Source organism: Agromyces sp. NPDC057679 (assembly GCF_042799635.1).
In the GTDB taxonomy this organism is placed as follows: domain Bacteria; phylum Actinomycetota; class Actinomycetes; order Actinomycetales; family Microbacteriaceae; genus Agromyces.
The window spans coordinates 366,050-389,543 of sequence record NZ_JBHVIK010000002.1 but is presented as its reverse complement, the minus strand read 5'-3'; the positions used below and the strand labels follow the sequence as shown (position 1 = coordinate 389,543).

Below are 23,494 nucleotides of genomic sequence, written 5' to 3'. Positions count from 1 at the left end.
GCTCTGCTCAGATGAGGTACTGGCTGAGCCCCCGCTTGAGGTACTTCCCGTCGCCCTTGGCGCCGAGGTACTCGTCGCCGTCGACGATGACCTTGCCGCGCGAGAGCACCGTGTCGACGTGCCCATCGATCTCGTACCCCTCCCACGCGGAGTAGTCCATGTTCATATGGTGGGTGCGCCCCTCGCCGAACCCGATCGAGGTGTGCCCGTTCGGGTCGTAGACGACGATGTCGGCGTCGGCCCCGGGCTGGATGACGCCCTTGCGGCCGTACAGCCCGAACATGCGCGCGGGCGTGGTGCTCGTGAGCTCGACCCAGCGCTCGAGGCTGATCTCGCCGGTGACGACGCCCTGGTACATGAGGTCCATGCGGTGCTCGATCGACCCGATGCCGTTCGGGATCTTGCGGAAGTCGCCGAGTCCGAGCTCCTTCTGGTCCTTCATGCAGAAGGGGCAGTGGTCGGTCGAGACCATCTGGAGGTCGTTCGTGCGCAGCGCCTGCCACATCGAGTGCTGGTGACCCTCGGCGCGCGAGCGCAGCGGCGTCGAGCACACCCACTTGGCGCCTTCGAAGGCGCCCCATTGCTCGCTGGATGCCCCGAGCTGGTCCTCGAGCGAGAGGTAGAGGTACTGCGGACAGGTCTCGCCGAACACGTTCTGGCCCTTGTCGCGCGCCCAGGCGAGCTGCTCGACGGCCTGCTTCGCCGAGACGTGCACGACGTAGAGCGGGGCGCCGGTGAGCTTCGCGAGCATGATCGCGCGGTGCGTCGCCTCCTCCTCCATCTCCCAGGCGCGGGCGATGCCGTGGTAGTACGGGTCGGTGTTGCCCGAGTCGACGAGCTGCTGGGCGAGCACGTCGATGGCGGGGCCGTTCTCGGCGTGCATCATCGTGAGCAGGCCGGTCTCGCGCGACACCTGCATGGCCTTGAGGATCTGCGCGTCATCCGAGTAGAAGACGCCCGGGTAGGCCATGAAGAGTTTGAAGCTCGTGATGCCCTCGTCGGGCAGCCGCTTCATCGCGGCGAGCGAGTCGGCGTTGACGTCGCCCACGATCTGGTGGAACCCGTAGTCGATCGCGCAGTTGCCCGTGGCCTTCTCGTGCCAGGCGGCCAGTCCGTCCTCGATGCGCTGGCCGTAGGTCTGCACCGCGAAGTCGATGATCGAGGTCGTGCCGCCGTGCGCGGCGGCGCGGGTGCCGGTCTCGAAGGTGTCGGAGGCCTCGGTGCCGCCGAACGGCAGCTGCATGTGGGTATGTGCGTCGATGCCCCCCGGGATCACGTACTTGCCGGTCGCGTCGATGACGCGGTCGACGGCGGCCGAGACATCCGTGCCGAGCAGTTCGCTGCCTGGTTCGATGACGGCGACGATGCGCTCGCCGTCGATGAGCACGTCGGCCGCGGCGCGGCCGGTGGCGCCGACGACGGTGCCGCCGGTGATGAGGGTGGTGGTCATGGCGTCGTCTCCCTTACGGCTTCGCGATCTTCGCGTACGAGTCGGGCCGGCGGTCGCGGTAGAACTGCCAGTCGTCGCGCATCTGCTGCACCATGTCGAGGTCGAGGTCGCGCACGAGCAGCTCCTCGTGCTCGCTCGAGCCGCGCTCGCCGACGAAGTTGCCGCGCGGGTCGATGACCTGGCTCGTGCCGTAGAAGTCGACGGCGAGGTCGCCGTACTCGTTGTCCTCGCGGCCGACGCGATTGGGCTGCAGCACGAAGTAGCCGTTCGCGACGGCGGCGCACGGCCCCTCGACCTCCCACAGGCGGTTCGAGAGCCCCGGCTTCGTGGCGTTCGGGTTGAAGACCATGTGGGCGTCGTTCAGGCCGAGTTCGCGCCAGCCCTCGGGGAAGTGCCGGTCGTAGCAGATGTACATGCCCACGCGGCCGACGGCGGTCTCGAAGACGGGGTAGCCGAGGTTGCCGGGGCGGAAGTAGAACTTCTCCCAGAAGCGGTCGAGATGCGGCAGGTGGTGCTTGCGGTACTTGCCGAGGATCGTGCCGTCGGCGTCGACGAGCACGGACGTGTTGTAGTAGACGCCCGTCTCGGCCTCTTCGTAGATCGGCAGCACCATGACCGTGCCGAGCTCCTTCGCCACCTCGGCGAAGCGCTGCACGATGGGACCTTCGGCGGACTCGGCGAAGCGGTAGTACTTCTGGTCCTGGGTGATGCCGAAGTACGGCCCGTAGAACAGCTCTTGGAAGCAGACGACCTCGGCGCCCTGCGCCTTCGCATCGCGGGCGAACTGCTCGTGCTTGTCGAGCATCGAGGCCTTGTCGCCGGTCCAGGTGGTCTGCGTGATGGCCGCTCTGACGATCGTCATGAATGTCTCCTGAGTCGGGCGGCGCCATTGCCGTTCACTCGAGGATCGCCTGGCGTGGTGCTCGTGTCAGGTGCTCGCCGGGTGCTGCTGCGACGCCGAGATGTACCGATTGAACTGCCGGTGGAACTGCCGAACCAGGGGCTTGTGGCCCGTTCTGTTATTGTTCGGCTTGAACATTTCTCTTCTGTTTCACTCTGTGACGCTGTGGTTACATATCTTGTCCCTTGCGCGGTTCGGAGGCAATGGTGGTGTCAGGTATTCGAGTGGATGCCTCGCGATTGATCGAACTCGCCGAGTTCGCCGATGCCTCGCCGCGCACGATCGCCGGTGACGTGGCCCGGCTCGTGAACGGCGGAGAGCTCGCCGCCGGCGATCGCCTGCCGACCGTGCGCGAACTCGCCGCCGCCCTGGGCGTGAGCCCGGCGACGATCAGCCAGGCCTGGCAGGCCCTCGCCCGCGCCGGTGTCATCGAGAGCCGCGGCCGCGCCGGCAGCTTCGTGCGCGGCGCCGAGGCGCTGCGGCTCGCCCCGCGCATGCGCGGCATGGCCGCCCCCGACGACCCCGTGCGGCTCGACCTCTCGCGCGGCACCCCCGACCCGTTGCTGCTGCCCGCGCTCGGCCCCGCCCTCTCGCGCGTCTCGGCGAAGGCCGAGACCGGCAGCTACCAGGCCGAGCCCGTGATCCCCGCGCTCGCACGCGCGCTGCGCGACTCGTGGCCGAGCGACGCCGAGTCGATCATGGTCGTCGACGGCGCCCTCGACGCGATCTCGCGCACGCTCGAGGAGCTCGTGCGCTTCGGCGACCGCGTCGTCGTCGAGAGCCCCGGGTTCCCGCCGTTCCTCGACCTGCTCGAGGTGCTCGGCGCGGTCGCGGTGCCGGTGCGGCTCGACGAGCACGGCATGGTGCCCGAGGCGCTCGCCGTCGCCCTGCGAAAGCGGCCCGTGGCCGTGCTGCTGCAGCCGCGCGCACAGAACCCGACCGGGGCATCCATGACGCCCGAGCGCGCCGAAGCGCTCGCCCGGGTCATCGCCGCCGCCGAACGCGTCGACGACCTCGTCGTCATCGAGGACGACCACTCGGGCCTCATCTCGATCGAGGGCGACGTCACCCTCGGCACCTGGCTGCCGGGGCGCGTGGTGCACGTGCGCAGCTTCTCGAAGTCGCACGGCCCCGACCTGCGCATCGCCGCCCTCGGCGGACCGCGCGAGCTCATCGAGCACATCGCCGGGCGACGGATGCTCGGTCCCGGGTGGACCTCGCGCATGGTGCAGACGATCCTGCTCGACCTGCTCACCGACGGCGCCTCGATCGACGCGGTCACCGAGGCGCGCCGCCAGTACTACACGCGCCAGCGCATGCTCGGCGACGCGCTCCGCGAGCGCGGCGTCGCCGTGCAGGAGGCCGACGGCATCAACCTCTGGATGCCGGTGCTCGGCGAGCGCTCAGCCCTCGTGCAGCTCGCCGTCGCCGGCATCAGGGTCTCGGCCGGGTCGCCGTTCCTCGCCGCCGCGAACGGCACGGATGCCACGGGCGCCGGCCGCACGCGACGCCCGGGCGAGTTCGTGCGCGTCACCGTCGGCATGGTGCGCGAGGGCACCGACGAGGTGGCCGACGCGCTCGCATCCGCGGCGACCCACCTCGTGGCCGGGGGCTACTGACGGGGCTCTGTCGGTGTCGCGGCCTAGGCTCGCACCATGCCCGAACTCGACGACGTTCGCCGCATCGCCGCCGGGTTGCCCGGCAGCGAGGAGCGCGCCATGACGGGCGGCGCCGCGTGGTTCGTGCGCGGCAAGCTCTTCGCGTGGGAGTGCCACCCGTGGCCGAGCATCCCAGAAGACATGCGCGAGGTCATCGCGGCCGAGCTCGTCGTCGGGGTGAAGGTCGCCGACTCCATTGACGCGCGCGCCCTGCGCGAGATGCAGCCCGAGGTCTTTCTGCGCGCGACGACGAGGTGGGGCGAGCCGAAGATCGCCTTCCGCATGGCCGGCATCGCCGACGACCACCTCGAGGAGCTCGTGACCGAGGCATGGCGGGTGCAGGCGCCGAAGTACCTGCGGCGCGAGATCTTCGGCGACGACGCGTAGGTCCGCCGCTCCACGAATCCATGCGGCATTCGCCGCCCGGGCGCGGCAGACTGGCCCCGTGAGCCAACGCAGCCACGGGTGGGTGCTGCACGTCGATCTCGACCAGTTCATCGCGGCGGTCGAGGTGCTGCGGCGCCCCGAGCTCGCGGGCAAGCCCGTCATCGTCGGCGGGCGGGGCGATCCGAACGAGCGGGCCGTGGTGTCGACGGCCTCGTACGAGGCCCGCGAGTTCGGCGTCGGCTCGGGCATGCCGTTGCGCATCGCAGCCCGCAAGGCGCCCGAGGCGATCATCCTTCCCGTCGATCACGAGGCGTACACCGAGGCATCCGACGCCGTGATGGCGACGCTGCGCGCGCAGCCGGGCGCCACCGTACAGGTGCTCGGCTGGGACGAGGCGTTCGTCGGCGTCGAGACCGCCGACCCCGAGGCCTACGCGCGTGCCGTGCAGGGCGCGGTGCTCGAACGCACGCGGCTGCACTGCAGCGTGGGCATCGGCGACACGCTCGTGCGGGCGAAGGTCGCGACCGGGTTCGGCAAGCCGCAGGGCGTGTTCCGGCTGACGGCGGCGAACTGGCTCGAGGTGATGGGCGATCGGCCGACGATCGAGATGTGGGGCATCGGCACGAAGATCTCGCGGCGGCTGGCCGTGCTCGGCATCACGACGATCGGCGAGCTCGCCGCCGCCGATCCCGAGACCGGCGGCCTCGTCGCCGAGTTCGGCCCGCGCATGGGGCCCTGGTACGCCCAGCTCGGCCGCGGCGAGGGCGCCCGCGTCGTCGACGACACCCCCTGGGTGGCGCGCGGCCACAGCCGGGAGACCACCTATCAGCACGACCTCACCGAGCCGCCGCAGATCGAGGACGCGATCCGCGAACTGGCGGCGCAGGTGCTCGCGGATGTCGCAGCCGAGGGCCGCCCGGTCGTCGGCCTCGGGCTCAAGGTGCGGTACGCGCCGTTCATCACGAAGACGTTCACCAAGAAGATCCCCGAGACGGCCGACCACGAGGTCGTGCTCGCATGCATGCTCGACCTCGCGGGCCGGATCGAACCCGGACGACCGGTGCGGCTGCTCGGCCTGCGCGCCGAGATGCGCATGCCCGACGAGGCGCGCGACGGGCACACGCCCACGCGCAGCGGTTGGTGAGCGCCCTCGCGTGCCAGACTCGCGGCATGACGCGCGACACGACGGAACGCGATCGCGAGACCACCCCCGACGCCATCCCGCGCGACCGGGCCGGAAACGCACGACGAGTGCTCCGACTGCTCGGGCGCCTCCCCGTCACGCTCTCAGTGCTCGTCGTGCTCGTCGTGGTCGGCTTCGTGAGCGGCGGATTCACGAGCGCGAGCGACCACGCCCCCTGGTACGAGACCTTCGCCTACGGCGTGCCCTCGTTCGCCGACGGCCGCTGGTACACGGTCGCCACGGGCACCGTGCTCGTGGCGGTGCCGCTCGGATACCTGCTGATCCTGCCGGTCGCCGCCGCGGGGCTCGGCTGGCTCGAGCTGCGGCGCGGCTCGGGGCTCACCGCGGCGACCTTCCTGATCGGGCAGGCGGTCGCGGTCATCGGCACCGCCTTCATCGTCGCCGGGTTCGCGACCTTCGGGTCGCCGTGGGCCGAGGAGCTGGCGAAGCAGGTCGACGTCGGCCCCTCGGGCGGGGTGTTCGCCGCCATCACGATGGCGGCGTTCTCGTTGCGTTCCCCGTGGGCGGGTCGCGCACTGCTGATCGTGTTCGCGGTGGTCGCGATCGGGGTGCTCTTCCTCGGCACGCTCGCCGACATCGAGCACGCCGTCGCCGTCGTCGCGGTGATGCTCGTGCAGGCACGCGCGTTCAGCCGCCCCTCACTGCGCGAACAGCGCTTCATCACGTGGACCGTGCTCCTCGCGATCGGGGCGGCGCAGCTCATCCTGGTGCTCGTTCCGACGTTCGGGCCCTTCGGCGCAAGCGAGCCGGGCGGTGTGCAGTTCCTCGACGTCGCGATCGACGCGGTGATCGTGCTGCTCCTCGCCGACGGGCTCCGCCGGGGCCTCCGCCTCGCCTGGATCGGCGCCGTCGTGCTGGGCGCCCTGAACGTGGCGGGTGGCATCCTCGCCTTCCTCCTGCTCACGTTGCTCGACGCCCTCGAGCCCGACTTCACCGCGGCGGAGGTCGCCGCGACGCGCGATGCGCTCACACTCGCGATCACGACCTCGGTGCTGTGGCTCGGCATGCTCGTCTGGCTCGTGCTCACCCGACGTGCGTACCGGGCCCGCCTTCGCCGTCGCCTGCCGGGAGCCCGCGACGCGCAGAGCCCGGGCGCACTCGCCGAGACCGCCCGCGAACTGATCCGCGAGACCGGCGGCGGCCCGCTGTCGTGGATGGCGACGTGGCCCGACAACCGCATCTTCCTCGGTTCCTCCCCCGAGACGGCGGTGGCGTACCAGACCCACCAGGGGGTGGCGATCGCCCTCTCCGATCCGATCGCACCCGACGATCGCGTCGGCGAGACGCTCGTCGAGTTCCTCGACACCGTCGTGCGCGCGGGCTTCACGCCGTGCGTCTTCGGCGCGACCGAGCGCACGCGGGCCGTCATCCCCGAGGGCTGGCGGGCCGTGCAGATCGCCGAGGACACGATCGTCGACCTCCCTGGCCTCGAGTTCACCGGCAAGGCGTGGTCGCCCGCACGGCAGGCGCTCAACCGCGCCGAGCGCGAAGGCGTGACCTTCCGAATGGGCGCCCTCGCCTCCGAGTCGCGGCGGGTGCGGGCGCAGGTCGACGAGATCTCGTCGCAGTGGGTCGGCGAGAAGGAGCTGCCCGAGATGCGCTTCACGCTCGGCACGGTCGACGAGGCCCTCGACCCTGAGGTGCGAATGGCGTTCGCCGAACACGACGGGCAGCTCGAGGGCTTCCTCAGCTGGCTGCCCGTGTACGGCAGCGACGGCGCGGTCGCCGGATGGACGCTCGACCTCATGCGCCGACGTGCGAACGGCACCTTCCCCGCGGTCATGGAGTACCTGATCGCCTCGTCGGCGCTCGCGTTCCGCGACGAGGGCGCGGCGTTCCTCTCGCTCTCGGGGGCGCCGCTCGCACGCTCGACGCCGGCATCGCCCGAGGAGCTGAGCCCGATCGACGGCTGGCTCGACCGGCTCGGCGCGATGCTCGAACCCGCCTACGGCTTCCGCTCGCTGCACCGCTTCAAGCAGAAGTTCCGGCCGCGTGCCGAACCGCTGTACCTGCTCTTCGCCGACGAGGGCGACCTCGCGCGCATCGGCCTCGCGCTCGCGCGCGCCTACCTGCCGGATGCCTCGATGGCCGAGCTCGTGCGGATGGGGGCGTCGCTCACCCGCTGAGCGCACGGCTAGCGTGGGAACCGTGAAGATCACGGTGCTCGCCGGCGGAGTCGGCGGTTCGAAGTTCGTGCGGGGCGTCCGCGAGGAATGCGCGCGGCGGTGGCCGAGTGACGACGGCGGCACGGAGGCATCCAGCGCCGAGATCACCGTGATCGTGAACACGGGCGACGACGTCTGGCTCGCGGGCGTGCGGCTCATGCCCGACTTCGATTCGCTGCTCTACGCGCTCGCGGGCGTCAACGACACCGAGCGCGGCTGGGGTCGCGCCGGCGAGACCGAGCGGGTCGCGGCCGAGCTCCGCGAGTGGGGCGTCGGCTGGCCCTGGTTCACCCTCGGCGACCTCGACCTCGGCACTCATCTCGCCCGCACGTCGTGGTTGCGCGACGGCCTCACGCCGTCGCAGATCGGCGAACGGCTGCAGCGGCGCTGGCCGCTCGGGGCCCGGCTCATCCCGGCGACCGACACCGAGGTCGACACGTGGGTGCGGGTCGCCGATCCCGAGACGCCCGGCGGCGAGCGCGAGATGCACTTCCAGGAGTGGTGGACCCGCCACCGCGCCGCCCTGCCGGCGCTCGCGTTCACGCAGCGCAACCTCGACGCGGCGCGGCCGGCGCCGGGTGTCGTCGAGGCGATCGCCGACGCCGACGTCGTGCTCGTCGCACCCTCGAACCCGGTCGTCTCGATCGGCACGATCCTCTCGATCCCGGGCATCCGCGAGGCGCTCGCGGCGACCGCGGCCCCCGTCGTCGGCGTCTCGCCGATCATCGGCGGCAAGGTCGTGCGCGGCATGGCCGACGCCTGCCTGCCGGTCATCGGCGTCGAGACGAGCGCCGAGGGGGTCGGGCGGCACTACGGCTCGCGTGCGACCGGCGGCCTCCTCGACGCCTGGCTCGTCGACGAGACGGATGCCTCGGCGCTCGCCCCGCTCGCCGAACAGCGCCTCGTCGCGGCGGCCGCCCCGTTGTGGATGCGCGACCTCGACACCTCGGCCGACCTCGCCGGCGCCGCGCTCGACCTGGCCGCCTCGGTCGCGTAGTCGCCGCGCGCGTCGACACCCGGGCGGGGTTCGCCTTCGCGCACGGTGTGGCGATGTGGCCATGTGGTCGGGCTCGGTGTGGCGATGTGGCCATGTGGTCGGGCTCGCTGGAGGGAACCTCGCCGGGCGAGTCGCAGGAGGAATCGACTCGGGCGGCCCGCCACGTCGGCGCGCCGCCCGGCTCGTCCTGCGACTCGTCACGGTGCAGCGAACGGCGGCTGAGCCGAGCGCGTCAGGCGACCCACTCGACGAGCTGCCAGATGAGTCCGTTCGGGTCGGCGAACTGGCAGTAGCGCTCGCCCCACGGCTCGGTCTCGGGCGCGGTCACGACGCGGGCGCCGGCGGCCTCGATCCGCGCGAACTCCTCGTCGAGGTGCTCGACGACGAACGCGAGCAGCAGCCCCTGGCCCGCGCTGCCGGCGATCTCGGCGGGCTTGAACGTCGCCAGCCCCGTCGCGAGGAAGATGAGGTTCGTGCTCGACGCGGGGTGGGTGAGCGAGACGAAACCGTCGGCCGCCATCGTCTCCTCGTAGCCGAAGTGCGTCTTGGCGAAGCTCGCCGAGGCCTCGACGTCGGGCACGTTCAGCGAGACGGCGGTCTGGGTGATGTTCATGGAGTCTCCCGTCGATCAATCTCTGTACGTTGTACAGTTCAATGTACAACGTACAGTTTTAGCGCAGATATTCCGAGGAGGTCCGCAATGCCCGAACCGCTGCTCGACCTCCTCTGGCGCGACCGCGCCGCCGCTCCCGTCGGCCGCCGCCGTGGCCCCAAGGCGCGCCACTCCACCACCGACGTCGTCACGCTCGCCATCGAGATCGCCGACGAGGGCGGGCTCGGCGCAGTCACCATCCGCGCGCTGGCGCAGAAGCTCGAACTGACGCCCATGTCGGTCTACACGCACGTGAACACCCGCGACGACCTCCTCGTGCTGATGGCCGACCAGGCGCACGCCCGCATGGCGTCGACGCCGCTCGGGCGCGCGGCGTGGCGCACCCGGGTGCGCCGCGTCGCCGACGACAACCTCGCGCTCCTGCGGGAGCATCCGTGGCTGCTCGACCTCGACGACCCGCGCACCGCCCTCGGGCCGGGCACCATCGCGAAGTACGACCGCGAGCTGCACGCCTTCGACGGCACCTCGCTCGACGACGTCGCGCGCGACGCCGCGCTGACCTTCGTGCTCGACTTCACGCGCTCGACCGCCGAGCGCATCGTGGTGCGGCCGGCGACGGGCGTATTCGCTGAACTCTGGGAGCAGTCCGTGGCCGGGCTGGCGGGGTATCTCGGCGACGACTTCGTTCTCGCGCAGCGCGTCGGCCGCGCCGCAGGCGAGAGCATGGGCGGTCCGTACGACGCCGAACGCGCCTGGGAGTTCGGCCTCGCCCGGGTGCTCGCGGGGCTGGCCGAGCTCGAAGGTCTCCGCGACGCGCCACCGACCGCGTAGCCGAACGGCGCCGGGCCCGGGTGGTCACCCGAGCCCGGCGCCGCACTTCCTCAGCGGGCGACCGCTCAGCGCCCGAGCGTCAGCGACACCGCCGCCCCCGGCTTCGCCGTGATGCGCAGCGTCTGCTTCTTGCGGTCGTAGTGGGCCTTGCCGCCGGTGATCGTCACCTTCGGCGAGCTCGCGTACACCGACGACGGCACCCAGACCTCGGTCGGTCCGCCCGCCGCGGTGTAGCTCAGCGAGTAGGCGCGGGTCGTGGCGTCGAAGTGCTCGGCGCCGGGCACGCCCGCGATCGCGTTGGCGTAGGGGCCGAACGCGGGTTCGTTGCCGGGAGCGGCCTTGCCCGAGGCATCCATCGCGCAGTAGCCGCCGCCGTCGGCGCGGCACCAGTACCACATGGCCCAGCCGCTCGCGAAGCGTTCCATCGACGCGACCTGGGCGGCGACGAGCGCCGCGTTGCCGGGCGTGCGAGAGTTCGGCACGCCCCACTCGCCGACGATGAGCGGCATGCGGTTCGCCGACGGATACGCCGAGATCGCGGCCTCGTAGTTCACCACGAAGTCGTCGCCGGGCCAGTCGCCGCCCTCTTCGACACCCGTGTTGTAGAAGTGCGGGGCGTAGCCGAGCTTCGGGTCGTCGAAGCTGCGCAGCTGCGTGGGCACGCCGTAGCCGACGAGCACGGTCGGCTCGAGGAAGATCCACGACTCGTCGTCGACCGAGCGGATCGCGCCGATGAGCCGTTCGTACATGTCGCTGATCTTCGTCGACTCCATGCGGGCCGAGGCGGTCACCCAGTCTTCACCCTCGGCGAACTCGCCGAAGGGCTCGTTGAAGAGGTCGTAGCCGATGAGGCTGTCGTGGCCGCCGAAGCGGTCGGCGATCTCGACCCAGAGCTGCTGCTGCGCCGCGCGCAGGTCGGCGTCGTCGTACAGGTGCGTGAAGGCGCGCATGACCGCGGGCTGGAAGTAGTTGTTGAACCAGTTGTCGGGGTCGTCGACGAACGGCAGCCCGTCGGTGCGGGTCGCCCACTCGGGTGCGCCGGAGGCGCCGAACACGGGCCCGTACACGTCCTGGTGCATGTCGAGCATGACGTGGATGCCCTCGCGGTCGGCCGCGTCGAGCACCGACTCGACGTAGTCGAAGTAGGCCTCGTCGTACTCGCCCTGCTCGGGCTCGAAGTACTGCCACTGCACGACGAGCCTGAGGAAGGTGGAGCCCTGATCGGCCATCGCCGCGACCTCGGCGGGCGTCAGGCGGTCGTGCACGTACTTGGCCGCGTTGAACCCGCGCAGCTGCAGCGCGCGACCCTGCTGATCGGTGATGAAGGTGCGGCCGTCGGGTGTGGTGATGCGGTCGGACTTCACCGACTTCGCCGCGGGCGGCGGGGCCGTCGGCGGGGCCGCCACGGCGGCCGTCGGAATGGCGAGCGCCGCGGCCGCCGCGAGGGCGAGACCGGCGGCGGCACGGGGCAGGAATGAAGGCATCGGCGCTCCTTTGCGCGTCCTTGCGACCAGGGGTTGCGAGCGAGCCTAGGGGAAGTGGGTCATTTGTCCAAGTAGTTTTCCGGAGCCGTTCCCGCCCGGTGGTCTCCGTGCGTGGAAGCCGCCCGATGTCCCCGGTTCAGGGCAGCATTGACCCCGTGATCGCGATCGTGGCGCTCGCACTCGGTGCGGCCCTGGCGTACGGCATCGCCGACTTCCTCGGCGGAGTCGCCGCCCGGCGCGCCACCGTCTTCGCCTCGACGACCGTGAACTACGTCGTCGCCGCAGTGCTCCTCGTGGTGGCCGTCGCGCTGACGGGCGGGGTGTGGTCGGCGCAGGCGGTCACGGGCGGACTCGTCGGCGGAGTGCTCGCCCTCATCGGCTTCCTCGCCTTCTTCGCGGCCCTCGCCGCCGGGCCGATCTCGCTCGTGACGCCCGTCATCGGGCTGCTGAGCTCGGCGGTGCCGGTCGCGGCCGCGCTCGTGCTCGGCGACAAGCTGAGCCCGATCGCCTGGGTCGCCATCGCGATCGCCGTGGTCGGCGGGGTGCTCATCGGCATGGAGCACCGGCTGAGCATCACGGGCCTCAGCACCCGCACCGTGTTCTTCACGGTGAGCGCGGGCCTCGGGTTCGGCTTCGCGACGGTCGCGCTCGACCGGGTCCCCGCCGACGCGGGACTGATCCCGGTGCTCCTCGACTCGGGGCTCGGCGCGGTGATACTGCTCGCTCTGGCCGCACTGCGGCCGTTCAGCGGCCCGCTGCGGCGGCTGCTTGCGCTGCTCGACCCGCCGACGCCGGTGATGGCCGCGCCGGAGCCGACGGCGCCGCCCTCCCCCACCGCCACGCCGCCTGCGGGCGCGCCGACAGCCGCCGCCCCCGGGATGGGAATGGTGACTCCGGCGTTCCTCCTCGCCGCGACCGCAGGGCTCCTCACCGGCGTGGCGAACGTGCTGCTCATGCTGGGCCTCCACGCCGGGTCGGTCGCCGTCGTCGCCGTGCTCACGAACCTGTACCCGCTGGCGACGATGGTGCTCGCGTGGATAGTGCTGCGCGAGCGCCTCTCGCGGATGCAGCTGCTCGGCGCCCTGCTCGCGCTCACCGCCTCGGTGCTGCTCGGCGTCGCCTGAGGCGCTGTCAACCCGTTGCCGCGCCGCCGGGCGCCTGCGAGCGTTGCCGGTACGCAACGACGAGCAGGAGACCGCCATGACCTCGATGAACGACCCCGAGACGACCGCCCGCACCGAGGCCCGTCGCGCCGGCGACGAGGAGGCCGAGCGACTGGCCCGCGACGTCGAGGAGCGCGAACGCGAACGCGACGCCGACCCTGAGCGGGCCGCGGGCGAGTCGAGCGGAGGCAGCGTCCCCGGCGCTCCCGGCAACGACGAGCCGATGACCGACTCGACCGACGGCGGGCTCTCGGGCGGCGACCCCGGCGTCGAGGAGTGAGTTCCCCGGCGTCGAGGAGCGCGGTGGTCGGCATCGAGGATGAGCCGGCCGGCCTCGCCTACGGGATGTAGTCGATGAGCCCCTGCGGAGCGACCGCCGCGCGGTACCGCTCGACGAGCTCCCGCCATCCCGCCTCGGGCGTGAACTCGTGCGCGTGCACCGCCTCGGTGAAGTGCCAGAGCAGGTACGGATGTGCACCGAGCGCGTACAGCGCCGCAGAGTCGCGCGCGGCGAAGGCCGCCTGCTCCTCGGCGGTGAGCTCGCGGTCGTCACTCGCGGCCTCCGCCCCGGCGCCGGCCCCGAGCCATCCCTCGACGTAGCCGGCGGGGTCGCCGACGTAAGCGGCGACCCGCTCGTCGCTCAGCTCGACCCACCGCATGAACTTGTCGACCATGTACTTCGTCATCGCTTGCCCTCCCACAGGAAGAACGGGCTCGACGCGAACCGCGACTCGGCCACGTCGACGAAGTCGGCGGGCCGGCCCCCCATCGCGGCGAGCGCGGCGACCGCGTTGAGGTACTGGTAGGTCATGCAGCCGGCGTCGAGCAGGCGCTCGAAGTCGCTGCACACGCTGATGGCGCCGTCGAGGTCGCCGTCGCGCATCCACGCCGCGGCGGCGCGGTCGAACTCAGGGTCGGGCGAGCCGGCGAAGGTGCGCGGCCCGCCGACGTCGTTCGCCATGTGCCCCGAGGTCAGCAGCGCGACGCGGGCGTCCGAGTTCCACGCGTCGATCGCCGAACGGACGTGCTCGCCGAGAGCGATGAAACGCCGCACCGAAGGCACGGGCGGCATCGACGCGTTCGTGTGGATCGGGACGACCGGCAGGTCGAGCTCGGGCCTGACGTACTGCAGCGGGATGACGAAGCTGTGGTCGAGCCGCCACTCGAGGCTCACCGAGAGGTCGATCGTCTCGGGCAGCACCGTGCGGCCCGTGATCTCGTCGGCGAGCTCGCGGTGCCCGGTGACCTCGACATGCTCCATGCCGAAGGTGCGCACCTCGTTCTCCCAGGTGCCGTGGTACGACTCGGCCTTGCCGACGACGAAGGCCGGCGAGTTGTCGTAGAAGAACTGCCGCAGGTGGTCGGTGCCGATCACGACGACCGCGTCGAGCTCGTGCTCGGCGAAGGCCTGCCGGATGCGGGCGAAGCCCGCGGCGACGCCGGCGAGGTCGTCGGGCATGGGGTCGCGCATCGAGCGCCAGAGCAGCGGGTTGTGCGGCGTGGCGGCCGCGAGCACGAGTTCGGCCATGTCGCTCCTTCTCAGATTCCGAACAGTTTGCGGGCGTTGTCGAGCAGGATCTTCTGCCGCGACTCGGGCTTGAACGGCAGCTCGGCGAACTCGTCCATCCACCGGTCGACGGTCATCACGGGCCAGTCCGAGCCGAACAGCACGCGGTCGGTGATGAGCGAGTCGGCGTAGCGCACGACCTCGGGCGGCAGGTACTTCGGCGCCCAGCCCGAGAGGTCGAGGTAGACGTTCGACTTGTGCCACACCATCGCGAGGTTCTCGAGGTGCCACGGCCAGGCGGGATGGGCGCTGATGATCTTGAGCTCGGGGAACTCGGCCGCGACGTCGTCGAGGTACGGGATCGGCCGCGCGTTCTCGAGCCGGTACCCGCCGCCGCCGGGCGTGCCCGCGCCCGCCCCGGGGAAGCCCGAATGGAACATCACGACGAGGCCGAGCTCGGCGCACGCCTCCCAGATCGGGAAGAACCGGCGGTCGTTCGGCAGGAACTTCTGCCGCGAGGCGTTGAGCTCGCCGACGCCCTTGATGCCGTACTCGCCGTGCATGCGGCGGATCTCGGCGATCGCAGCCTCGCCCTTCCACGGGTCGATGCCGGCGAACGAGAGGAAGACGTCGGGGTGGTCGACCTGGGCACGACCGAGCAGGTCGTTCGGCGCGCCCTTGATGCCCGAGGTCGTCTCCGAGTCGGAGTTCACGATGACCGCCATCATCCGGCGCTCGCGGTACTGATCGGCCTGCTCGGCGAACGAGACGGCCGGGCGCTCACGCCCGAAGTGCTTCGCCATCTGCTGATGGCGCTTGCCCATCGCGGCGAGGAACTCCTCGGTCTGCGGGTGGGTGTGCACGTCGATCGCGACGAGCTCGTCGGGGCGGGTCATGCGAGGGTCCTCTCCTGGGCGTCGGATGCTTCGCCGAGCAGTTCTCCGTCGTGCTCGCCGAGCCCGGGCGCGGCACGCAGGGCCGGCCGCCCGCTGCGGCTGAACCGCGTGCTCGGCACGGGCACCCGCAGCGGCTCCCCGCCCGGACCGGTGATCTCCTCGACGAGCTCCATGGCGGCGATCTGCGGGTCGTCGAAGAGCTCGGCGACCGTGTTGAGAGGGCCGTGGGGGATGTCGTGGGCGGCGAGCCGGTCGAGCCAGTACTGCCGCGGCATCCGCGCCGTGATCGCCTTCAGCTCGACGTCGAGCGCGTCGTAGTTGGCGACCCTCGCCTCGCGGCTCGCGAAGCGCGGGTCTTCGGCGAGCTCGGGGTGCTCGAGCACGTCGAGCAGCCCCGTCCAGAACTTCTCGGGCACCGACATGTGAATGACGAAGGCGCGCCCGTCGGAGCCGCGGCAGGCGTAGGCCTGCGCCCGGCGCGGCCGGGAGTCCGGGCCGGCGACCTGCCCGGTCTCGAGGTAGGTGGAGGCGGCCTCGGTGAGGAAGTCGATGAGCGAGCCCACCATCGACACCTCGACGTGCTCGCCGAGGCCCGTCGCGTTGCGCGCGTGCAGCGCCGCGAGCACGGCCTGCGCGGCCTGCATGCCCGAGAGCAGGTCGGAGAACGCCGGGCCGAGCGGCCGCAGAATGTGCTCGGGCACGACCTGGCTGTACATGCCGCCGACCGCCGAGATGACGGTGTCGTAAGCGGGCCGCGCGGCGTAGGGCCCGTCGGCGCCGAAGCCGGTGATCGCGCAGCTCACGAGACGCGGGTTGCGCTCGCGCAGCACCTCGGGCCCGAAGCCGAGGCGCTGCGCGACGCCCGGGCGGAAGTTCTCGATGAGCACGTCGGCGTCGTCGGCGAGACGCAGCAGCTCGCCGAGGCCGCGCTCGCTCTTGAGGTCGAGCACGACGGCGCGCTTGCCGCGGTTGTACGCCGCGAACTGCGGGCTCATCGTGCCGTGCCCCTCCCAGCGGCGCATCGGGTCGCCGCCCGGTGACTCGACCTTGACGACGTCGGCCCCGAGGTCGGCGAGCAGCTTCGCGGCGTACGGCCCCGAGATGTACTGGCCGAGTTCGACGACGCGGATGCCGGCGAGCGGGCCATCAGCCTGGGCCGGTTGAGGAGGGAGCGCAGCGACCGTCTCGAAATCTTCAGCTGACATCGATGATCACCTTTCCTGGGGGCGAGTCGGCGAAGCCGCGGTAGGCGCGGCCGATCTCGGCGAGCGGGTACCGGGCGCCGATGAGCGGGGTGACGGCGCCCGCTGCGACGAGGTCGAGGGCACGGCGCACCTGGGCGTAGTCGGCGCTCGCGACGCCGATGAGGCGCTTTCGGCGCAGGTAGAAGTCGAGGGTGTCGAGCTCGAGGGACCGGTCGGAGACCGCGGCGCAGAACACGGCCCGCCCGCCCCAGGCGAGCGCGGCGACCCCGGCGCCGAGCGTCGGCCCGTTGCCGCTCACGTCGACGACGACGTCGAAGCCGGCGGAGTGGCGCTCCGAGAGCTGCGCGCGGAGCGCGGCGGCATCCTTCGCGGCGATGCTCGCGACCCCCTCGGGCAGCTCGGATGCCTCGAGCGCCGAGCGCGACGCGGCGACGACCTCGGCGCCGAAGTGCGCCGCGAGCGCGGTGGCGGCCCGGCCGAGCGTGCCGCCCGCGCCGGTGACGAGCACCCGATCGCCCGCGGTGACCCCGGCGGTCTCGATCGCATTGAGCACGATGGGCAGGCTGTGCACGGCGGCGGTCGCGACGTCGGCGGGGATGCCTCCGCGAGCGAACGCGTTCTTCGCGGGCACGGCGACGAACTCGGCTGCTCCCCCGTCGCGGTGCACGCCGACGACCGTCTGGGCGGGGCAGTCGGCTTCGCGGCCGCGCGCGCAGGCCGCGCAGACCCCGCACGCGATGTTCGGCTTCACGACGACGGCCTCGCCGAGGCGCGCGGGGTCGACGCCGTCGCCGATCGCGACGACGACACCCGCGGGGTCGAGTCCGAGCACCCGCGGCAGCTTGGCGGCGGTGCCGGGGCCGCGCCCGGCGATGACGTTGAGGTCGAGCTGGTTGACGCCGACGGTCTCGGCGCGCAGGAGCACCTCGCCCGGAGCGGGCGTCGGGTCGGGGCGCAGCGCGACGTCGAGGCCGTCGACTCCGTGGCTCGAGAGCACCGCTGCGCGCACCGCCTGCCTCCCTCTCGTCGTCGAGTCGCGGCCGTTTCCGCGAGGTCTCCGGAAACGGTATCCATGCCTTGCGTGAACGAGCCAGCGCTCTGCCATGCCCAATCAGCTCTGGGTCATGCCTCTTCGCGGCCCGGCCTCACTCGGCTCTGGACAAAACCATAGACAGTTCCACCCATTTTGGATACCGTATCCAGCAATTCGCGATGAGGCGAACGCTCTCGCGGGAGCCTCAGCGCACCACCCGCCAAGAACGGAGCATCATGCGCAGATCCATTCCCCGACCGGCTCGGGCGGCGGTCGCCGCCCTGGCAGCGCTCGCGCTGCTCGCCGGCTGCGCCGCCTCGAGCGGTGCCGACCCCGCCGAGCCCGTCGAACTCGCCGAGGGCGAGCCCGGCGCGGCCGAGGACACCGACATCACGGTGGCCATCCCCTTCCCCGACATCACGATGTACTCGATGTACGTGCTCGCGACCGACCTCGGCTACTACGAGGAGGAGGGCCTCACCGTCGAGGTCATCACGGCCGACAACGTCACCGCGGCCGTCGCCTCGGGCAGCGCCGACATCGGCGTCGAGTCGACCGGCACCGTCATCGAGGCGATCCGCGGCGGCGTCGAAGTCGACCTCGTCAGCGGCCACTACTGCCGGCAGAACTTCGACTTCGCCGTGCAGCAGGGCATCGAGGATGTCTCCGATCTCGACGGGACCTCCGTCGTGCTCGCCGGCACTCCCGGCGACCCGGCCGAGTTCCAGCGCAAGCGCGTGCTGAAGGAGGAGGGCTGGGACCTCGACACGGTGAACGTCGAAGTCGTCTACCCCGGCCCCGGCTCGGAGTCGTGGACCGAGTTCTTCGTCAACGACAAGATCAGCCTGCAGCCGTTCTACGGCGACGACCGCCCCGCGCTCGAAGAGCACGACGCCGAGTTCCCCGTCGAGGCGCTGCGAAACTGGGCCAACGACGTGATGGTGTCGGGCAGCGCGTACGCCGCCGAGAACCCCAACACGCTGGTGCGGTTCCTCCGCGCGACGCTCAAGGCGACCGACTACATGACGGCGCCCTCGCCCGGCGAGTTCCCCGAGAACGTCGACTCGGTGCTCGACATCTACGAGGCCAACGACTTCGACGTCTCGGCGCTCCGCGGCTCCGACAGCGTCTGGGTGCTCGACGGCCACCTCGCCTGCCAGAACCTCTACTTCGGCACCGAGGCCTGGGACACCACGGTCGAGACGCAGGAGCTCGAGCCCATCGAGTTCGACGAGTCGCAGCTCGTGTACCTCGAGAAGGCGCAGGAGCTGCTCGGACTCGACAACGAGGGGCCCGAGACGCTGCCCTACCCCTGAGGAGTGGCGAGCTCGCGCTCGCCTCGCACCTCGCACCGAGAGCCCCCGCCGCAGCGCATGACGGCAGGGGCTCTCGCGTGCCCGGGCGCCGCGATCGGGCGCACAGGAAGCCGCCCGCCGCGCCGACGGCCACCGCGGCCTAGGCGGCACGGCGCGCGAGGAGCCTCCGACGGAGCTTGTGCAGGACGGGCATGACCGCGTAGATGACGATCGGAACGGCGATCGTGACGACGACGATCGTGCGCGGCACGAGCGGCAGCAGCGCGAGCAGGGGTCCGAGCACGAGGTTGATGACCAGCAGCGTGGGCGTCACGGCGAGCCAGATCATGAGCGCCAGCTCGTGCTGACTGGGCGGCTTCGGGGCGGATGCGGGAATGGGCTCGCTCATGGGCGCCTCTCGTGGTGGATGGACCGCGTTCGAGAGCCAACAGTGCCGAGCCCCGCCGTGCGCGCGCAACGAAGCTTGCCGAAACCGCAACTCGCTCATGCTGCCGACTCCGAGCACACCTCCGCCGTCGGCAACGCGGAAGCCGGCCCCCGTCATCGCGCATGAGACGGGGGCCGGCGGTCTGTGGGTCGGGGGTGAGGTGGTCTCGATACGCTCCGCTACTCGACCGACGGGAGCGACGCGACCGCGGCGATCGCCTCGATCTCGAAGCGGTACTCGGGCGAGGCGAACCCCGCGACCTGCACGAGCGTCGAGACCGGGAAGTCGTGCGTGAAGTACCGCGCGCGGATCTCGCGAAGGTCGTCGCGCACGAGCGAGAACGGCTCCCCGACGAACACGTTCACCTTCACGACGTCCGCACGCGTCGCGCCCGAGGCATCCAGCACCTTCGCGAGGTTCTCGAACGCCAGCTCGATCTGCTCGCGCGTGCTCGCCGGCATCGAGCCGTCGGGCCGCATGCCGATGATGCCGCTCACGAACACGAGGTCGCCGCCCGAGACGCGGATGGCCTGGCTGAAGTCGGCCGTCGGCGGGTAGACGCCCTCGGGCCGGATGACCCGTCTCACGACGCCCCCGCGATCTTGCGGTCGTCGTACCAGGGCGCGAGCCGGCGGCGCAGCGTCGAGATGAGCAGCAGCGTGAGGTTCGCGATGATGACCATCACGATCACCATCGCGATCGCCTCGGCCATCTCGAACTGGTACGCCGCGTACTCGAGCAGGTGCCCGAGTCCGCCGGTGCCGCCGAGGAACTCGCCCAGCACCTCGCCCGTGAAGGCGAGCGCCGCACCGCGCTGAATGCCCGAGAGGCTGTACGGCAGCGTCGCCGGGAAGATGACCTTCCACCCGAGCGCGAGGCCGTTCACCCCGTAGACCCGCCCCGCGTTCACGAGCGAAGGACTCACGGTGACCGCGCCCTCCATGGTGTTGAGGATGATCGGGAACACCGCCAGCAGGAAGACCAGCGCGATCTTCGACTCGCTGCCGAGCCCGAGGCCGAGGATGAACAGCGGCGCGAGCGCCACCTTCGGCGTCGAGTACAGCAGCCAGAGGAACGGTGCGACGGTGAACCGCAGCACGGGCGACCAGCCGACGGCGAGGCCCACCACGACGCCCACCACGACGGCGAGCACGAGGCCGATCGCGACGTTGCCGAGGCTGTAGGCGAACGCCGACCAGAACTCGGGGTCGACCATCAACTGCGCGAAGGATGCCGCGACCGCCGTGGGCGGCGGAAGGAACGCCTCGGGCACGAGGTGCAGCCAGCTGACCGCGGCCTCCCACACGAGCAGGATGGCGGCGATGACGCCGACGAGCAGCCAGGTCCACTTCGCCTCGTCGCGGCGCACGACCCGGCGGGGTCGCACGATGCGCATGGTTCCGGTCGCGCTCGTGACGCTCATCGCCGGCCCTTCCTCGTCCACGGGGCGACCCATCGTTCGACGAGGGTCACGAGCTGGGCCATGCCGACGCTCCACGCGACGATGATCGCGATCGCAGCGAAGGCCTGGTCGGTCTGGTACGTGTTGACCGACTTGATGATGAGGGCGCCCATGCCGATGGCCGAGCCCGAGAGCTCGGCGACGACCATGCCGATCGTCGCGAGCACGACCGCTTGGCGAAGCCCCGCGAAGAGGAACGGCACCGTCGACGGCAGGTACACCGAGCGGTAGAGCTGCGTGCGGCTCGCCCCGTACACGCGCCCCGCGCGGATGATCGACGGGTTCGTGGTGCGCATGCCCGCCGCCACGTTGAGCAGGATGGGAAACAGCGCGCTGATCGCGACGAGGAAGATGACGGGCCCGATGCCGAAGCCGAACCACGCCTTCGCGAGCGGCTGGTACGCGATCGACGGCGTCGCGTAGATCGTCCACGCGATCGGCCCGACGACGCGGTCGACCGGCAGCGAGGTGCCCATGAGCAGCCCCACCGGAATGGCGATGACCGCGGCGATGACGAAGCCGATGAGCCACCCCTGCAGCGAGATGAGCAGGTTCGGCCAGAGCACCCCGCTCGAGACGAGCTCGACGAAGCCCTGCCAGATCGCCGTGGGCGGCGGCAGGAACACCGGGTTGATCCACCCGAACACCCCGACGACGAGCTGCCAGACGACGAGCATGACGACGACCTCGACGGCGAGCACGCCGGCCTTGCCCGCCGGGCTGAGCCCGGCGAGCCAGGCGCCGATGCCGCCGCTGCGGCCGACGTTCGGCCCGCTCGCGAGGAAGGTGCTCATTTCGAGACCGCCGCAGCCGTCGCCTCGCCCTGCAGCGCCTCCCACAGGTGGTCGCGCAGCTCGAGGAACCGCGGGTCGTGCTGCACGCTCCGCTCGGAGCGCGGCCGCTCGAGCCCGGTGTCGATGACCTCCTTGATCGCGCCCGGGTGGCTCTTGAACACGACGATGCGGTCGCCGAGCAGGATCGCCTCCTCGATCGAGTGCGTGATGAAGAGCACGGTCTTGCCGGTCTTCTGGATGAGCTTGTCGATCTCGTCGCGCATCACCTCGCGGGTGAGCGCGTCGACGGCGCCGAGCGGCTCGTCCATGAGTAGGATGCGCGGTTCGGCGACGAACGCGCGGGCGAGCCCGACGCGCTGCTGCATGCCGCCCGACAGCTCGCGCGGGTACGACGACTCGAAGCCCGCGAGGCCGACCATCTCGATCGCCTCCTGCACCCGGTCGCGCCAGCCCTCGCCCTTCAGCCCCTTCTGCATCTCGAGGCCGAACTTCACGTTGTCGAAGACGGTGCGCCACGGCAGCAGCGCGTAGTCCTGGAACACGACGGCGCGATCGGGACCGGGCCCGGTGACAGGCGAGCCGTCGACGAGCACGGTGCCCGTCGACGGCTTCACGAGGCCCGCGACGACGTTCATGAAAGTCGTCTTGCCGCAGCCCGACGGCCCCAGCACCGTCACGAACTCGCCCTCGTGCACGTCGAGGTCGACGCCCTCGATCGCGATGAGGCGTTTGCCGGTGCGGGCCACGTCGTACGTCACCGAGAGGTCGCGCACCGAGATCAACGGCGCGGGTGGGGATGCCTCGGGGCGGCGTGGTTCGGTCGTCGGGGTCGTCATTCGCTCCTCCTCGTTGAGGTTTCGTGTCGATCTGTGTTCCGCCGGTTGAGGAGCGCTCGACGGAGTCGGACGCGTCTCGAAACCATGGTGAACGGGTCTCGAGATTGGCTCACCGGGTTTCGAGACGCGTCGCCGCTCCGCGTCGGCGCTCCTCAACCAGCGGGTGGGCGGTCAGGCCGCGGCCTGGCCCTGGCGGAACTTCGGCAGCACCTCGGTGCCGAGCAGCTCGATCTGCTCGAAGAACCGGTCGAACTTGAACCGGAAGTCGAACACGAGGTGCTCGACGCCGAGCGCCTCGAACTTCCGGATCTCCTCGACGGCCTGCTCGGGGTCGCCCACGATGAGCTGGCCCTCGAGGTCCTCGACGGTCTGGAAGCTGCCCGACTCGGGCTTCACGGTGAACCGCGCCTTGTTCGCCCAGGCGAGCAGGCCCGGGACGTTCACGTGCTTCAGCGCCTCCTCGCGGGTGTCCTCAATGGAGGTGGGCGGGATCACGGCGACCGTCGGCATGGGGCGGCCCGAGGCATCCGTCATGTCGCGCATCGTGGCGATGCGCTTCTCCATCGTGCGCAGCGAGATGCGTCCGGGCATCCAGCCGTCGGCGTACTCCGCCGCGAGGCGGGCCGAAGCGGGGGTCGCGCCGCAGTACCAGAAGGGGATGCGCCCGCCGACGGGCTTCGGCTCGATCGTGACGTTCTCGAACGAGAAGATGCCGTCGTCGTAGGTGACGTCGTTCTCGGTGAAGACCCGCTTCAGGATCTCGGCGTTCGACCGCACCATCTCGACGCGGTTGAGGTCGCCCCAGCCGACGGCCTCGAACTCGTGGTCGAAGGTGCCCGCGCCGAAGCCGAGGATGAGGCGCGGCCCGACGAGCTGCGTGATCGTGCCGGCCATGAGCGCCGTCACGAGCGGGTGGCGGAACGGGATGAGCGAGCCCGTGCCGAGCTCGAGCTTCTCGGTGACGGCGCCGATCGCGGTGAGCGTCGTGAGCGCGTCGTAGAAGGTGCGGTTCGGCTTCTCCATCTCGCCGTGCGGCTCGAACACGAGGTGGTCGCGCACCCAGACCGAGTCGAAACCCTTGTCCTCGGCGAGCTTCGAGCCCTCGAGCAGCTTCTCGCGGCTCGCCTCTTCACCGAAGTGGGGCAGCAGCAGTCCGAACTTCATG

General features: G+C 71.1%; 24 protein-coding genes. 9 read left to right on the top strand and 15 right to left on the bottom strand.

Annotated elements, in window-relative coordinates:
• Positions 1-7: 7 nt before the first annotated feature.
• Together hydA and ACFVAJ_RS08740 are read right to left on the bottom strand one after the other, a co-directional pair.
• Complete coding sequence (hydA, locus tag ACFVAJ_RS08745) at positions 8-1,450, bottom strand: dihydropyrimidinase (protein ID WP_376943162.1); 1,443 nt, start codon at positions 1,448-1,450, stop codon at positions 8-10.
• A gap of 13 nt (positions 1,451-1,463) precedes the next feature.
• Positions 1,464-2,312: a nitrilase-related carbon-nitrogen hydrolase gene (locus tag ACFVAJ_RS08740; protein WP_376943160.1), complete on the bottom strand. Its 849-nt coding sequence runs from the start codon at positions 2,310-2,312 to the stop codon at positions 1,464-1,466.
• Between the two features lie 278 nt (positions 2,313-2,590).
• Here ACFVAJ_RS08740 and ACFVAJ_RS08735 point away from each other — a divergent pair, with 278 nt between their 5' ends.
• From ACFVAJ_RS08735 to cofD, 5 genes are all read left to right on the top strand, one after another.
• Positions 2,591-3,970: a PLP-dependent aminotransferase family protein gene (locus ACFVAJ_RS08735; protein WP_376943158.1), complete on the top strand. Its 1,380-nt coding sequence runs from the start codon at positions 2,591-2,593 to the stop codon at positions 3,968-3,970.
• A 36-nt stretch (positions 3,971-4,006) separates the two neighbouring features.
• Entirely contained in the window at positions 4,007-4,396 is a 390-nt protein-coding gene (locus ACFVAJ_RS08730; RefSeq protein ID WP_376943156.1) for an MmcQ/YjbR family DNA-binding protein, read from the top strand.
• Positions 4,397-4,478: 82 nt separating this feature from the next.
• The gene (locus tag ACFVAJ_RS08725) at positions 4,479-5,540 is read left to right on the top strand and encodes a DNA polymerase IV (protein WP_376944615.1); all 1,062 of its coding nucleotides are present in this window, start codon (positions 4,479-4,481) and stop codon (positions 5,538-5,540) included.
• A gap of 26 nt (positions 5,541-5,566) precedes the next feature.
• Entirely contained in the window at positions 5,567-7,726 is a 2,160-nt protein-coding gene (locus ACFVAJ_RS08720; RefSeq protein WP_376943154.1) for a bifunctional lysylphosphatidylglycerol flippase/synthetase MprF, read from the top strand.
• A gap of 22 nt (positions 7,727-7,748) precedes the next feature.
• On the top strand, positions 7,749-8,762 hold the full coding sequence (gene cofD, locus ACFVAJ_RS08715) for a 2-phospho-L-lactate transferase (protein WP_376943152.1): 1,014 nt from the start codon (positions 7,749-7,751) through the stop codon (positions 8,760-8,762).
• Positions 8,763-8,994: 232 nt separating this feature from the next.
• Here cofD and ACFVAJ_RS08710 read toward each other — a convergent pair whose 3' ends face one another.
• Positions 8,995-9,375, bottom strand: coding sequence for a VOC family protein (locus ACFVAJ_RS08710; protein ID WP_376943150.1), 381 nt, complete (start codon positions 9,373-9,375; stop codon positions 8,995-8,997).
• Between the two features lie 87 nt (positions 9,376-9,462).
• Here ACFVAJ_RS08710 and ACFVAJ_RS08705 point away from each other — a divergent pair, with 87 nt between their 5' ends.
• Positions 9,463-10,206, top strand: a complete 744-nt coding sequence (locus ACFVAJ_RS08705) for a TetR/AcrR family transcriptional regulator (RefSeq protein WP_376943148.1) — start codon at positions 9,463-9,465, stop codon at positions 10,204-10,206.
• Between the two features lie 65 nt (positions 10,207-10,271).
• Here the strand turns inward: ACFVAJ_RS08705 and ACFVAJ_RS08700 are convergent, their stop codons facing one another.
• Positions 10,272-11,690, bottom strand: a complete 1,419-nt coding sequence (locus tag ACFVAJ_RS08700; protein WP_376943146.1) for a cellulase family glycosylhydrolase — start codon at positions 11,688-11,690, stop codon at positions 10,272-10,274.
• Between the two features lie 155 nt (positions 11,691-11,845).
• Here ACFVAJ_RS08700 and ACFVAJ_RS08695 point away from each other — a divergent pair, with 155 nt between their 5' ends.
• Both ACFVAJ_RS08695 and ACFVAJ_RS08690 read left to right on the top strand, forming a co-directional pair.
• The gene (locus ACFVAJ_RS08695) at positions 11,846-12,814 is read left to right on the top strand and encodes an EamA family transporter (protein WP_376943144.1); all 969 of its coding nucleotides are present in this window, start codon (positions 11,846-11,848) and stop codon (positions 12,812-12,814) included.
• A gap of 76 nt (positions 12,815-12,890) precedes the next feature.
• A complete protein-coding gene (locus ACFVAJ_RS08690) occupies positions 12,891-13,133 on the top strand; it encodes a hypothetical protein (RefSeq protein ID WP_376943142.1) in 243 nt (80 codons plus the stop codon).
• Between the two features lie 58 nt (positions 13,134-13,191).
• Here ACFVAJ_RS08690 and ACFVAJ_RS08685 read toward each other — a convergent pair whose 3' ends face one another.
• The 5 genes from ACFVAJ_RS08685 to ACFVAJ_RS08665 are packed head-to-tail and all read right to left on the bottom strand — an operon-like array spanning position 13,192 to position 17,470.
• Complete coding sequence (locus ACFVAJ_RS08685) at positions 13,192-13,539, bottom strand: hypothetical protein (RefSeq protein WP_376943140.1); 348 nt, start codon at positions 13,537-13,539, stop codon at positions 13,192-13,194.
• Complete coding sequence (locus ACFVAJ_RS08680) at positions 13,536-14,381, bottom strand: hypothetical protein (RefSeq protein ID WP_376943138.1); 846 nt, start codon at positions 14,379-14,381, stop codon at positions 13,536-13,538. The genes ACFVAJ_RS08685 and ACFVAJ_RS08680 overlap by 4 nt, the downstream gene beginning before the upstream one ends.
• An 11-nt stretch (positions 14,382-14,392) precedes the next feature.
• Complete coding sequence (locus ACFVAJ_RS08675; RefSeq protein WP_376943136.1) at positions 14,393-15,256, bottom strand: amidohydrolase family protein; 864 nt, start codon at positions 15,254-15,256, stop codon at positions 14,393-14,395.
• Entirely contained in the window at positions 15,253-16,461 is a 1,209-nt protein-coding gene (locus ACFVAJ_RS08670; RefSeq protein ID WP_376943134.1) for a CaiB/BaiF CoA transferase family protein, read from the bottom strand. Before ACFVAJ_RS08670 ends, ACFVAJ_RS08675 begins: the two co-directional genes overlap by 4 nt.
• Entirely contained in the window at positions 16,451-17,470 is a 1,020-nt protein-coding gene (locus ACFVAJ_RS08665; RefSeq protein WP_376943132.1) for an alcohol dehydrogenase catalytic domain-containing protein, read from the bottom strand. Before ACFVAJ_RS08665 ends, ACFVAJ_RS08670 begins: the two co-directional genes overlap by 11 nt.
• Positions 17,471-17,730: 260 nt before the next feature.
• Between ACFVAJ_RS08665 and ACFVAJ_RS08660 the strand changes: the two genes are divergently transcribed.
• Positions 17,731-18,810 carry an ABC transporter substrate-binding protein gene (locus tag ACFVAJ_RS08660; RefSeq protein WP_376943130.1) on the top strand — a complete coding sequence of 360 codons (1,080 nt, stop codon included), beginning with the start codon at positions 17,731-17,733 and terminating at the stop codon, positions 18,808-18,810.
• 139 nt (positions 18,811-18,949) lie between these two features.
• Here the strand turns inward: ACFVAJ_RS08660 and ACFVAJ_RS08655 are convergent, their stop codons facing one another.
• The 6 genes from ACFVAJ_RS08655 to ACFVAJ_RS08630 all read right to left on the bottom strand — a co-directional run bounded on the left by ACFVAJ_RS08655 (position 18,950) and on the right by ACFVAJ_RS08630 (position 23,493).
• A complete protein-coding gene (locus tag ACFVAJ_RS08655; RefSeq protein WP_376943128.1) occupies positions 18,950-19,198 on the bottom strand; it encodes a hypothetical protein in 249 nt (82 codons plus the stop codon).
• 218 nt (positions 19,199-19,416) lie between these two features.
• Entirely contained in the window at positions 19,417-19,824 is a 408-nt protein-coding gene (locus ACFVAJ_RS08650; RefSeq protein WP_376943126.1) for a RidA family protein, read from the bottom strand.
• On the bottom strand, positions 19,821-20,660 hold the full coding sequence (locus ACFVAJ_RS08645) for an ABC transporter permease (RefSeq protein WP_376943124.1): 840 nt from the start codon (positions 20,658-20,660) through the stop codon (positions 19,821-19,823). Before ACFVAJ_RS08645 ends, ACFVAJ_RS08650 begins: the two co-directional genes overlap by 4 nt.
• Positions 20,657-21,493: an ABC transporter permease gene (locus ACFVAJ_RS08640; protein ID WP_376943122.1), complete on the bottom strand. Its 837-nt coding sequence runs from the start codon at positions 21,491-21,493 to the stop codon at positions 20,657-20,659. The genes ACFVAJ_RS08645 and ACFVAJ_RS08640 overlap by 4 nt, the downstream gene beginning before the upstream one ends.
• Entirely contained in the window at positions 21,490-22,329 is an 840-nt protein-coding gene (locus ACFVAJ_RS08635) for an ABC transporter ATP-binding protein (protein ID WP_376943120.1), read from the bottom strand. The genes ACFVAJ_RS08640 and ACFVAJ_RS08635 overlap by 4 nt, the downstream gene beginning before the upstream one ends.
• Positions 22,330-22,500: 171 nt before the next feature.
• On the bottom strand, positions 22,501-23,493 hold the full coding sequence (locus ACFVAJ_RS08630) for an LLM class flavin-dependent oxidoreductase (protein WP_376943118.1): 993 nt from the start codon (positions 23,491-23,493) through the stop codon (positions 22,501-22,503).
• Position 23,494 lies beyond the last annotated feature (1 nt).

Bases quoted from the DNA above. Each gene is read 5' to 3' on its own strand.
- hydA (WP_376943162.1), bottom strand. From the start codon at position 1,450: ATGACCACCACCCTCATCACCGGCGGCACCGTCGTCGGCGCCACCGGC.
- ACFVAJ_RS08740 (WP_376943160.1), bottom strand. From the start codon at position 2,312: ATGACGATCGTCAGAGCGGCCATCACGCAGACCACCTGGACCGGCGAC.
- ACFVAJ_RS08730 (WP_376943156.1), top strand. From the start codon at position 4,007: ATGCCCGAACTCGACGACGTTCGCCGCATCGCCGCCGGGTTGCCCGGC.
- ACFVAJ_RS08720 (WP_376943154.1), top strand. From the start codon at position 5,567: ATGACGCGCGACACGACGGAACGCGATCGCGAGACCACCCCCGACGCC.
- ACFVAJ_RS08710 (WP_376943150.1), bottom strand. From the start codon at position 9,375: ATGAACATCACCCAGACCGCCGTCTCGCTGAACGTGCCCGACGTCGAG.
- ACFVAJ_RS08705 (WP_376943148.1), top strand. From the start codon at position 9,463: ATGCCCGAACCGCTGCTCGACCTCCTCTGGCGCGACCGCGCCGCCGCT.
- ACFVAJ_RS08700 (WP_376943146.1), bottom strand. From the start codon at position 11,690: ATGCCTTCATTCCTGCCCCGTGCCGCCGCCGGTCTCGCCCTCGCGGCG.
- ACFVAJ_RS08690 (WP_376943142.1), top strand. From the start codon at position 12,891: ATGACCTCGATGAACGACCCCGAGACGACCGCCCGCACCGAGGCCCGT.
- ACFVAJ_RS08685 (WP_376943140.1), bottom strand. From the start codon at position 13,539: ATGACGAAGTACATGGTCGACAAGTTCATGCGGTGGGTCGAGCTGAGC.
- ACFVAJ_RS08680 (WP_376943138.1), bottom strand. From the start codon at position 14,381: ATGGCCGAACTCGTGCTCGCGGCCGCCACGCCGCACAACCCGCTGCTC.
- ACFVAJ_RS08675 (WP_376943136.1), bottom strand. From the start codon at position 15,256: ATGACCCGCCCCGACGAGCTCGTCGCGATCGACGTGCACACCCACCCG.
- ACFVAJ_RS08670 (WP_376943134.1), bottom strand. From the start codon at position 16,461: ATGTCAGCTGAAGATTTCGAGACGGTCGCTGCGCTCCCTCCTCAACCG.
- ACFVAJ_RS08660 (WP_376943130.1), top strand. From the start codon at position 17,731: ATGCGCAGATCCATTCCCCGACCGGCTCGGGCGGCGGTCGCCGCCCTG.
- ACFVAJ_RS08655 (WP_376943128.1), bottom strand. From the start codon at position 19,198: ATGAGCGAGCCCATTCCCGCATCCGCCCCGAAGCCGCCCAGTCAGCAC.
- ACFVAJ_RS08645 (WP_376943124.1), bottom strand. From the start codon at position 20,660: ATGAGCGTCACGAGCGCGACCGGAACCATGCGCATCGTGCGACCCCGC.
- ACFVAJ_RS08640 (WP_376943122.1), bottom strand. From the start codon at position 21,493: ATGAGCACCTTCCTCGCGAGCGGGCCGAACGTCGGCCGCAGCGGCGGC.
- ACFVAJ_RS08635 (WP_376943120.1), bottom strand. From the start codon at position 22,329: ATGACGACCCCGACGACCGAACCACGCCGCCCCGAGGCATCCCCACCC.
- ACFVAJ_RS08630 (WP_376943118.1), bottom strand. From the start codon at position 23,493: ATGAAGTTCGGACTGCTGCTGCCCCACTTCGGTGAAGAGGCGAGCCGC.